Source organism: Agrococcus sediminis, assembly GCF_007923295.1.
Lineage (GTDB): Bacteria > Actinomycetota > Actinomycetes > Actinomycetales > Microbacteriaceae > Agrococcus > Agrococcus sediminis.
The window spans coordinates 281,632-291,752 of record NZ_VOIR01000015.1 but is presented as its reverse complement, the minus strand read 5'-3'; the positions used below and the strand labels follow the sequence as shown (position 1 = coordinate 291,752).

The window sequence follows — 10,121 nt, the reverse complement described above, 5'->3', positions numbered from 1 at the left end:
CGGCCGCGGCGGGCGGCGCGGCGGGTGCGGCCGGCGCGGCGGCCGGCGCCGGGCCCTCCCCGCGCAGCGAGGCGAGCACGGCGGCGAGGCCGTCCGGCGGCACGAGCACGTCGCGCGCCTTCGAGCCCTCGGACGGGCCGACGATCTCGCGGGACTCGAGCAGGTCCATGAGGCGACCGGCCTTCGCGAAGCCGACGCGCAGCTTGCGCTGCAGCATGGAGGTGGATCCGAACTGGGTCGAGACGACGAGCTCGGCGGCCGCGCAGAGGTCCTCGAGGTCGTCGCCGATGTCGCTGTCGATCTCGCGCTTCTCGGCGACCTCGGCGACGTCGTCGCGGTACTCGGGCTGCGCCTGCCCGGTGACGTGCTGCACGACGCGCTGGATCTCGGCCTCGTCGACCCACGCGCCCTGCACGCGCATCGCCTTGTTCGCGCCCATGGGCAGGAACAGCCCGTCGCCCTGGCCGATGAGCTTGTCGGCGCCCGGCTGGTCGAGGATGACGCGCGAGTCGGTCACCGAGGAGACCGCGAACGCGAAGCGCGAGGGCACGTTGGCCTTGATGAGGCCGGTCACCACGTCGACGGAGGGGCGCTGCGTCGCGAGCACGAGGTGGATGCCGGCCGCGCGCGCGAGCTGCGTGATGCGCACGATGGAGTCCTCGACGTCGCGCGGCGCCACCATCATGAGGTCGGCGAGCTCGTCGACGACGACCAGCAGGTACGGGTAGGGCTTGAGCGTGCGCTGGCTGCCGGCGGGCAGCACGATCTCGTCGGCGCGCACCGCCTTGTTGAAGTCGTCGATGTGCTTGTAGCCGAACGACGCGAGGTCGTCGTACCGCATGTCCATCTCCTTCACGACCCACTGCAGCGCCTCGGCGGCCTTCTTGGGGTTCGTGATGATGGGCGTGATGAGGTGCGGCACGCCCTGGTAGGCGGTGAGCTCGACGCGCTTCGGGTCGACGAGCACCATCCGCACGTCGGCCGGGCTCGCCCGCATCAGCAGGCTCGTGATCATCGAGTTGACGAACGACGACTTGCCGGAGCCGGTGGAGCCGGCCACGAGCAGGTGCGGCATCTTCGCGAGGTTCGCGACGACGTAGCCGCCCTCGACGTCCTTGCCGATGCCGATCGTCATCGGGTGCTTCGAGTCGGCGGCCGCGCGCGAGCGCAGCACGTCGCCGAGCTTGACGGTCTCGCGGTCGGGGTTCGGGATCTCGATGCCGATCGCCGACTTGCCGGGGATGGGCGAGAGGATGCGCACCTCGTTCGAGGCGACGGCGTACGAGAGGTTCTTCGACAGGGCGGTGACGCGCTCCACCTTGACGCCCGGCGCGACCTCGATCTCGTAACGCGTGACGGTCGGGCCGCGCGAGAAGCCTGTGACCTTCGCGTCGACGTTGAACGAGCCGAGCACCTGCGTGATCGCGGCGACGATGTCGTCGTTGGCCTGCGACCGCGCGCGGGGCGGGTCGCCCTGGCCGAGCGACGCGATCGACGGGAGCCGGTAGGGGCGCTCGCGCGCGGGGGCGGGGGCCGCGGCGGGCGGCGCCGCCGGCGCCTCGGCGACCTCGCCGGTGTGGCGGCGCACCGCCTCCTCCGCCTGCTCGAGCGAGGCGAGCACGGCGGTCGCGTAGTCGTCGTGCTCGTCGGGCGCCGGGGTCGCCGCGGGCAGCGGCTCGGGCGTCGCCGCCGGCACCTCGTCGACGCGGGTGGTCGGCTGGTCGCGGTCGATGAGCACGGGCGTGTCGTAGGCCGGGTCGACCTCGCGCCCGGTGGCGTTGCGGCGCCAGAACGGCAGCGCGTCGGGATCGTCGTCGACCGGCTCGTCGTCGGCGGCGTCGGCCGCCTCGGCGCGGGCGAGCTCCTTCGCCTCCTTGCGCGCGCGGCGGGCCTCCTCGCGCTCCTCGGCGCTCGCGGTCTCGACGCCGAAGAGGTAGCCGTAGAGCTCGACGAGGCGCTCGGGGATGCGGTTGGGCGCCGTGCGGGTGATGACGAGCACGGCGAGCAGGGCCACGAGGCCGCAGACGATGCCCGCGCCGATCGGGGTCAGCAGCGCGGCGAGCGGCGCTGAGGCGACCCAGCCGAGGATGCCGCCCGCGTCGGCGAGCGCCGGCATGCCCTGCGACGCATCCGGCATGCCCAGCACCACGTGGCACAGGCCCGCCACCGAGATCAGCAGCAGGGCGAGGCCCACGCCGACGCGGCCGTTGTCGCTGACGGAGGCCGGGTGGCGGAACATCCACAGCGCGAGCAGCACGAACACCACCGGGAGCGCGATCGCCACCTGGCCGAACAGTCCGCCGAAGGTGTAGGCCGAGATCGCCTGCGCGACCGGGTTGGCGGGCAGGATCCACTCGACGATCGCGCCGAAGACGGCGAGGATGGTGAGGAACAAAGGCACGCCGTCGCGGCGCTCGTCCTTCGCGAGCGACTCGCGGCCGAACACGCGGGCCGCGCCGCCGGTGGCGTGCGCGAGGCCCATCCAGGCGCGCTGGCCGATGCCGGGGCTGTCGTCCTCGAACACGGGCTGCGCCTGCGCGCCGCGGCTCTGCCGCTGCACCTTGGTGGTGGCGCCGGTCGAGGCACCGCCCGACGAGGCCTTCGCACGGCTCTTGGGAGCGGTCTTGGGCGCCGTGGGGCGCGTCGGCGTGGATCTCGACATGCGCACACCCTAAATCGCGGCGCCGACAGGCGGCCGGAGGCACTCCGAATCCCGTGGAATCCGCGCGGGCGCGCGGGATTCAGAAGCGGATGGCCTCGATCACCTTCGAGCGCACCGCGATCGTCGCGGGGATGCTGCCGGCGAGCGCGCCGACGGCGGCCGAGACGAGCAGGCCCGTGATCGCGGCGGCCATCGGGAAGCCCGGCAGCGCCGCGCCTGCGAGCCCCTGCGTCAGCAGCTCCTGCACGACCGGCAGCCGGTAGGCGAAGATGCAGATGGCGATGCCGATGCCACCGGCGACCACGGTGCCGACCACCGACTCGAGCATCACGGCGACGAAGATGCGGCCGCGGCTGGCGCCGAACGCCCGGCGGATGCCGAACTCGCGCACCCGCTGCCGGATCGAGACCACCGCGACGGTGATGAGGCCGAGCGCACCGAGCAGCAGGATCACCGCGGCGGTGCCGACGAGCGTGAGCTGCAGCGGCAGCAACGGGTCGTAGTCGTCGCCCCACGCCTGCCAGTCGCTGCGCTGCGTGTCGACGCTCCAGCCCGGCAGCGCCCCGGTGAGGTCCTGGTTCAGCATCCGCTTGCCGTCGTCGGCCAGCTCGATCGGCACCCAGGCCTCCAGGCGCGGAGGGTTGACGTACGACATAGGCCCGCTGGCGTCGGGCATGCGCAGCAGGTCGCGCGGCAGCATCCACGCCTGCGGCCACTCGTCCTGCATGCCGCGGTCGACCACGCCCACCACGACGGCCGTCGCGCCGCCGATCTCGACCGTTCTCGCAGCCTCGAGGCTGCCACCGATCGCGGCGAGCATGCCGCGGTTGACGACCACGGCGGGCGCCAGGCGGGCGCGGTCGCTCTCGATCAGGAAGCGGCCCTCCGCGACACTCAGGTGGCGCATGAGCGCGTAGTCAGGCTCGACGCCCTGCACGCCGACGCCCTGCGTGCCGGAGACGCCCTGGAACATTACCTGCGCATCCGTGACCACGCTCGAGTACTCGATCTCGTAGCGCTCCACCGCAGCATCCATCGCGTCGATGATCGCGAGCGAGTCGGCGCTCGAGGGGGCGCCGGGGCCGGCGAACGGGTCGCCGCCCGGCTGCTGGTCCTGCCACATGTTCACCGACAGCGTGGCCGCACGGCCGCTCTGCGACTCGAACGAGACCAGCAGCGTCGAGCGGGCCAGTTCGCCGATGGCGACGGATGCGGTGAGTGCGGCGATCGCGACCGTCACGCCGATGAGGCTCATCAGCACGCGGCCGCGGTGGATGCGCAGCTCGGTCCAGGCGTCCTGGATGGCGGCGACGACGTCGGTCACGCCGCCACCTGCTCGGTCGCCTCGAGCCGGCCGTCGACGATGCGCAGCATGCGGCGGGCGCGCGCGGCGACGGCGACGTCGTGCGTGATGGTGACGAGCGCGGCGCCCGCGTCGACGGCGACTTCGTCGAGCAGATCCATGATGCGCCCGCCGGTCTCGATGTCGAGCGCGCCGGTGGGCTCGTCGGCGAGGATGAGCCGGGGGCTGCGCACGAGCGCCCTGGCGATCGCGACGCGCTGTTGCTCGCCGCCGGAGAGGTGCGTCGCCTTCGTGTGGATGCGGTGGCTGAGGCCGACGCGGTCGAGCATCTCGCTCGCCAGCCGGTGGCGCTGCCAGTAGCGCCTGCCCGCGCCGTAGTGCAGCGGCACCGCGACGTTCTCGGCCGCGGTGAGGCCCTCGATGAGGTTGAACTGCTGGAACACGAAGCCGACGGTCGCGCCGCGCAGCCGGTCGCGCATCCGCCCGCCCATGAGCGCGACGGGCTCGCCGTCGAGCTCGACGATGCCCGTGGTGGGCTGATCGATCAGGCCGAGGATGTTGAGCAGCGTCGACTTGCCCGAGCCCGAGCGGCCCACGATCGAGACCCGGTCGTGGGCAGCGACGTCGAGGTCGACGCCCTTCAGGATCTGCAGGGCGGGCCCGTCGATGGTGGCGAACTGCCGGGTGACGCCGCGCAGGTGCAGCAGCGGCATCAGAACCCGCAGACGGCCGGGTCGGCGGTGGCAGGGTCGGCGCAGGGATCGACGGCGCCGGGCACGAACTGCAGCACTTCGTCGCCCTCGGACAGGCCCGCGCGCACCTCGACCACGGAGCCGTCGCTGATGCCCAGCTCGATGCGGACCTCCTCGGGCTCGCCCGGCGTGCCGTCGCTGCCGACCGTCGGCCGGTAGACGATGCCGGCGTCGGCGCTGCCGAGCACGGCCGTCGTCGGCAGCACCAGCACGTCGGATGCCGAGCCGGCGGCGAGCTCGAGCTTCGTCGACAGGCCCACGAACACGCGCACGTCGGCCGGCACCGCGCACGTGAGGGTCGCGCTCGCACCGCTGGCAGCCTCCTCCCCCGTCGGCTGGCGGATGGCGACGTCGGCGCACTCGAAGGGCGCGGGGCCGGAGTCGATCGTGACGGTCGCCGACTCGGGCAGGCTCGTGAGCCGGTACTGGTCGGCGGCGCCGACGGAGGCGCGCACCAGATGCTGCGGCGGCTGCACCGCGCCCGCCTCGCCGGCCAGGTCGATCATCTGCCCGGCGAGCAGGTCGAAGCCGACCAGCGTGCCGGTCGCGGGCGCGCGCATGTTCCAGATGGCGGCCGTCGGCTCGCCGAGGTTGCCGTCGGCATCGGGCTCGGGCTCCGACTCGACCCGCACCGTGAAGAGCACGTCGCCCTCGGCGACCTCGAGCCCGTCGTCGTAGTAGACCCGGGAGACCATGCCCGTCTGCGTCGAGCGGATGGGCACCGCCTCGACCGGCACGACGGTGCCGTCGATCGAGACCGCGTTCTCGATCGAGCCGCGCTCGACGATCGCGACCGGCTCGTCGAACATGGCGCCGGCCATCGGGTCGTCGGCGACCGCCGGCTCCCCGGAGGGGAAGAAGGCGAGCTTGACGAGCGCGATCGCGATGATCGCGGCGACGCCGATCTTCAGCATCGGCAGCACCCAGGTGCGCCAGGCGCCCGGGCCGCGGGCGGCCTTCTCGGCGCGGTGCAGCTGCTTGCGCTCGAGCGCCTCGAGCCGGTGCTGCTGCTTAGCCTGTCGCCGCGCTTCGCGGGGGCTCATCGCAGCGTGCGAGGCGGGTGCGAACGCCTCGTCCATACGTGAACGCGCAGGGATGTGCTCGGCGGTCAGCGGGTGCGCGTCGTCATGCTGCTCGGCCACGGCGTGGTCCTCTCGGCTGCCTCCTGCGGAGGAATGGCAGCGCCGTGGTGCGTCGGCGCCCTGCCTGCCAACCTAGGGCAACCATGCGCATCCGGCACTCATCCTGTCGGATGAGATCGGCCGCGCGAGCGGACGAGGGAGCGAGCCCCGTGCGGAGACCCCTTGCGCGGACCCTTCCTGGAACCGGGGACCCGCTGCAGCAAGCGCCGGACCCCTCCGGGATGCGGAGACCCGATCGAACGGGTCCCGCGATCCCGAAGGGGTCCGCGAAGCAGCAGCAGTCCGGCGCTGCTACGCCTCGATGACGACCGGCACGATCATCGGGCGCCGGCGGATGCGCGTGCCCACCCAGCGGCCGACGGTGCGGCGCACGACCTGCTGGTACTGGTGCGTGTCGCGCACGCCCTGCTCGCCGGCCTCGGCGAGCGCCTTGATGATCTTGGGGCGGATGTCGTCGAAGACCTTGTCATCCTCGGCGAAGCCGCGCGCGTGGATCTCGGGCCCGACGATGACCTTGCCCGTCTGCGGCTCGAGCGCGATGAAGATCGAGATGAAGCCCTCCTCCGCGAGGATGCGGCGGTCCTTCAGGTCGGCCTCGTCGATGCGGCCGACGGAGGAGCCGTCGACGTAGACGAAGCCGATCTCGAGCTGTCCGGCGACGCGGATCTCGTGGTCCTTGAGATCCCAGACGGTGCCGTTCTCGCCGACCATCGCGCGCTCGCGCGGTACGCCGGTGTCGATCGCGAGCTGCGCGGCCGCATGCAGGTGGCGGTACTCGCCGTGCACGGGGATGACGTTGCGCGGGCCGAGGATGTTGTAGCAGTACAGCAGCTCGCCGGCGGAGGCGTGGCCCGAGACGTGCACCTTGGCCGAGCCCTTGTGCACGACCTTCGCGCCGAGCTGCATGAGGCCGTTGATGATGCGGAACACGGCGTTCTCGTTGCCGGGGATGAGGCTCGAGGCGAGGATGACGGTGTCGTCCTCCCCCACCTCGATGCGGTGCTCGCCGTTGACGATGCGGCTGAGCACGGCCATCGGCTCGCCCTGCGACCCGGTCGACATGAAGACGACCTGCTCGCGCGGCATCCCCTCGGCCTTCTTCTGGTCGACGACGATGCCGTCCGGCACCTTCAGATAGCCGAGGTCGGCGGCGATGCCCATGTTGCGCACCATCGAGCGGCCGACGAACGCGACCTTGCGGCCGTTCTCAGCGGCGGCGTCGAGCACCTGCTGCACGCGGTGCACGTGGCTCGAGAACGACGCGACGACGACGAGGCCGGTCGTCTTCGCGATCACCTGCGAGATGACGGGGCCGATCTCGCGCTCGGGAGCCGTGAACCCGGGGACGTCGGCGTTCGTGGAGTCGACCAGGAACGCATCCACCCCCTCCTCGCCGAGGCGCGCGAAGGCGCGCAGGTCGGTGATGCGGTCGTCGAGCGGCAGCTGGTCCATCTTGAAGTCGCCCGTGTGGAGCACGAGGCCCGCGCGGGTGCGGATCGCGACCGCGAGGGCGTCGGGGATGGAGTGGTTGACCGCGATGAACTCGGTCTCGAACGGGCCGAGCTGCTCCTTCTCGCCCTCGCGCACCGTGTGCGTATAGGGCTTGATGCGGTGCTCCTTGAGCTTCGCCTCGACGAGCGCGAGCGTGAGCTGCGAGCCGAGCAGGGGGATGTCGGCCTTGAGGCGCAGGAGGTACGGCACGGCGCCGATGTGGTCCTCGTGGCCATGCGTGAGCACGAGCCCGACGACGTCGTCGAGGCGGTCGCGGATGGGGCCGAAGTCGGGCAGGATCAGGTCGACGCCGGGCTGGTGCTCCTCGGGGAAGAGCACGCCGCAGTCGACGATCAGCAGCTTGCCGTCGAGCTCGTAGACCGTCATGTTGCGGCCGACCTCGCCGAGGCCGCCGAGCGGGAAGATGCGGAGCGTGCCTGCCTCGAGCGGGGCGGGCTGGGTGATGGCCGTCAATGGGCCTCCTTCATGTGGGACTCGCCCCCGGTGTGCCGGGGTCGAGCGGATGTGGTGGGGTGCGCGCACCTCGCGCGCTCTGTGGTCTGCGTGGGCCGTGGCCCTATCGGGTGGTGCCGTGCACCTTGGGCAGCGCGCCGCCGGCCGCCGCGTTGCGGTCGGGCCGGAAGCGGCTCAGGTCGAGGCCGTCGACGCCCCGGACGAGGGCGATCTCGTCCTCGATGAGGGCTGCCTCGGTGTCCTCGGGGCCGACGAGCGGCAGGCGCACGCGCGGGCTGCCGATGCGGCCGAGGCCGTGGAGGATGTACTTCGTCGCGACGGTGCCGGGCACGTGCGTCATCGTCGCACGCACGAGCGGCTCGAGCGCCTTGTGCTGCGCCTGGGCCGTGGCGAGGTCGCCCTCGTTCACCGCGTCGATCATGGTGCGGTACGGGCGCGGTGCGATGTTGGCGGTGACGCCGATGAGCCCGGAGGCGCCGATCGCGAGGTGCGGCAGCACGTTGGCGTCGTCGCCCGAGAAGTAGAGCAGGTCGGTCTGGTTGAGCACGCGGCTCACCTCGGCGAAGTCGCCCTTGGCGTCCTTCACGGCGAGGATGTTCGGGTGCTTCGCCGCGCGGAGCAGCGTCTCGTAGCGGATCGGGATGCCTGCGCGGCCGGGGATGTCGTACAGGATGACCGGGAGGTCGGTCGCGTCGGCGATCATCCGGAAGTGCGTGAGGATGCCCGCCTGCGTGGGCTTGTTGTAGTACGGCGTGACGATCATGACGCCGTCGGCGCCCGCCTGCTCCGCCTGCCGGTAGAGGTCCATCGCGTGGGCGGTCTCGTTGGAGCCGCCGCCCTGGATGACCTTCGCCCGGTCGCCGGCGACGGCCTTCGCCACCTCGACGAGCTTGATCTTCTCGGGGTCGGTGAGCGTGGAGGTCTCGCCGGTGGTGCCGGAGACGACGATGCCGTCGGCACCGTGGGTGACGACGTCGTCGATGAGCCGCTCGACGTCGTCCCAGTCGACCTCGCCGTCGGCGCCCATCGGGGTCACGAGCGCGACGAGCACCTGGCCGAAGGGATTGGGATTCACTCCCCCAGGCTAACGCGTGGGCGCATAGGATGCGGTCACCTCGTCGCCGAGGACCTCCGCTGGCCCGCCAGCCGAACCGAGGAAGGACCGTGCCACGGTCTTCGCGCTCCCCCGTCCTGCTCCTCGCCGCCGCCGCGCTCGTGGCCGCCTCGATCGTCGCCCCGGCGGTCGCGCCGGCCTCCCGGGCGGAGGCGGCGGTCTCCACGTCGAGGCTCGCGGGCGCGGATCGCTACGCGACGAGCGTCGCGGTCTCCCGCGCCACCCCGGCCCGCAACGAGGTCGTCTTCCTGGTGTCGGGCGTCAAGTTCCCCGACGCGCTCGCCGCGGCCCCCGTCGCGGCCCGCGAGCGCGCCCACCTGCTGCTCACGCATCCGGACCGCGTGCCCGACTCCGTCATGCGCGAGCTCGCGAGGCTCGAGCCCGCCGAGATCGTCATCGTGGGGTCGGAGGCGTCCATCTCCGACGCGGTGCGGCAGCAGCTGTGGGACAGCACCGGGGCGCGGCTGACGCGCATCGGCGGTCGCGACCGGGTCGAGACGTCGCTGCTGCTGCTCGAGCGCCTCGAGCGGGCCGACCCGATGACGCGCGCATGGCTCGTCTCGGGCCGCGACTTCCCGGATGCGCTCGTCGCAGCATCCGTGGCCGGCGCCACGGGCGGCGGCATCGTGCTCAGCTGGCACGGCACCGGCCCCGGAGACGCCGCCGCCTGGGCCGATCGGCTCGCGCCGTACGTGATCGGCGTGCCGCTGGTCGTCGCGGGCGGGACGCCGTCGGTGCCGTCGTCCGACGTGGCGCTGCTGGAGGCTCGCGGCGCCCTCGACACGGTGCGCCTGGCTGGGGCGAACCGCTACGAGACCGCGATCGCGATCAACCGGGCGTTCCCGCCGGCGGGCGATCCGAGCTCGATCCTGCTGGCGACCGGCGAGCGCTTCCCCGACGCGCTGTCGGGCGCCGTGCTCTCGGCGCTCGCGGGGACCCCGCTGTACCTGAGCCCCTCGCAGTGCAGCGGCAGCGTGACGCCGCTGCTCGCGTCGGTCGCCTCCAACCAGGGCTACACCGCGACCATCGGGCTCGGCAGCGCCGCGGCGCTCAGCGATGCGGCGCTGCGCCTCGGGCCGTGCTGATCGACGGGTGCGGCCCGCCTGCGTGACCGAATCGTTACCGCGCCGAGCCCCGCACAGCTGAGGGTTCTTCATAGGATCGCGCTGACCCCCGTCGTGCA

7 protein-coding genes are annotated in these 10,121 nt (G+C 72.6%); 1 reads left to right on the top strand and 6 read right to left on the bottom strand.

Translation table 11 applies throughout. From position 1 onward, the window contains the following. The 6 genes from FQ330_RS10610 to dapA form a co-directional block, all read right to left on the bottom strand. On the bottom strand, positions 1 to 2,662 hold a 2,662-nt coding region (locus FQ330_RS10610; protein ID WP_146357397.1), incomplete at its 3' end, for an FtsK/SpoIIIE family DNA translocase. A gap of 79 nt (positions 2,663 to 2,741) precedes the next feature. Next, complete coding sequence (locus FQ330_RS10605) at positions 2,742 to 3,986, bottom strand: ABC transporter permease (RefSeq protein WP_146357395.1); 1,245 nt, start codon at positions 3,984 to 3,986, stop codon at positions 2,742 to 2,744. Further along, positions 3,983 to 4,678 carry an ABC transporter ATP-binding protein gene (locus FQ330_RS10600; RefSeq protein ID WP_146357393.1) on the bottom strand — a complete coding sequence of 232 codons (696 nt, stop codon included), beginning with the start codon at positions 4,676 to 4,678 and terminating at the stop codon, positions 3,983 to 3,985. Before FQ330_RS10600 ends, FQ330_RS10605 begins: the two co-directional genes overlap by 4 nt. Then, positions 4,678 to 5,859: an efflux RND transporter periplasmic adaptor subunit gene (locus FQ330_RS10595; RefSeq protein WP_146357391.1), complete on the bottom strand. Its 1,182-nt coding sequence runs from the start codon at positions 5,857 to 5,859 to the stop codon at positions 4,678 to 4,680. Before FQ330_RS10595 ends, FQ330_RS10600 begins: the two co-directional genes overlap by 1 nt. A 291-nt stretch (positions 5,860 to 6,150) precedes the next feature. Beyond that, entirely contained in the window at positions 6,151 to 7,824 is a 1,674-nt protein-coding gene (locus FQ330_RS10590) for a ribonuclease J (protein ID WP_263970132.1), read from the bottom strand. Positions 7,825 to 7,927: 103 nt separating this feature from the next. Next, positions 7,928 to 8,899, bottom strand: a complete 972-nt coding sequence (dapA, locus tag FQ330_RS10585) for a 4-hydroxy-tetrahydrodipicolinate synthase (RefSeq protein WP_128189564.1) — start codon at positions 8,897 to 8,899, stop codon at positions 7,928 to 7,930. An 89-nt stretch (positions 8,900 to 8,988) separates the two neighbouring features. Between dapA and FQ330_RS10580 the strand changes: the two genes are divergently transcribed. Continuing rightward, positions 8,989 to 10,023, top strand: a complete 1,035-nt coding sequence (locus FQ330_RS10580) for a cell wall-binding repeat-containing protein (RefSeq protein WP_192575926.1) — start codon at positions 8,989 to 8,991, stop codon at positions 10,021 to 10,023. Positions 10,024 to 10,121 lie beyond the last annotated feature (98 nt).

Bases quoted from the DNA above. Each gene is read 5' to 3' on its own strand.
- FQ330_RS10600 (WP_146357393.1), bottom strand. From the start codon at position 4,678: ATGCCGCTGCTGCACCTGCGCGGCGTCACCCGGCAGTTCGCCACCATC.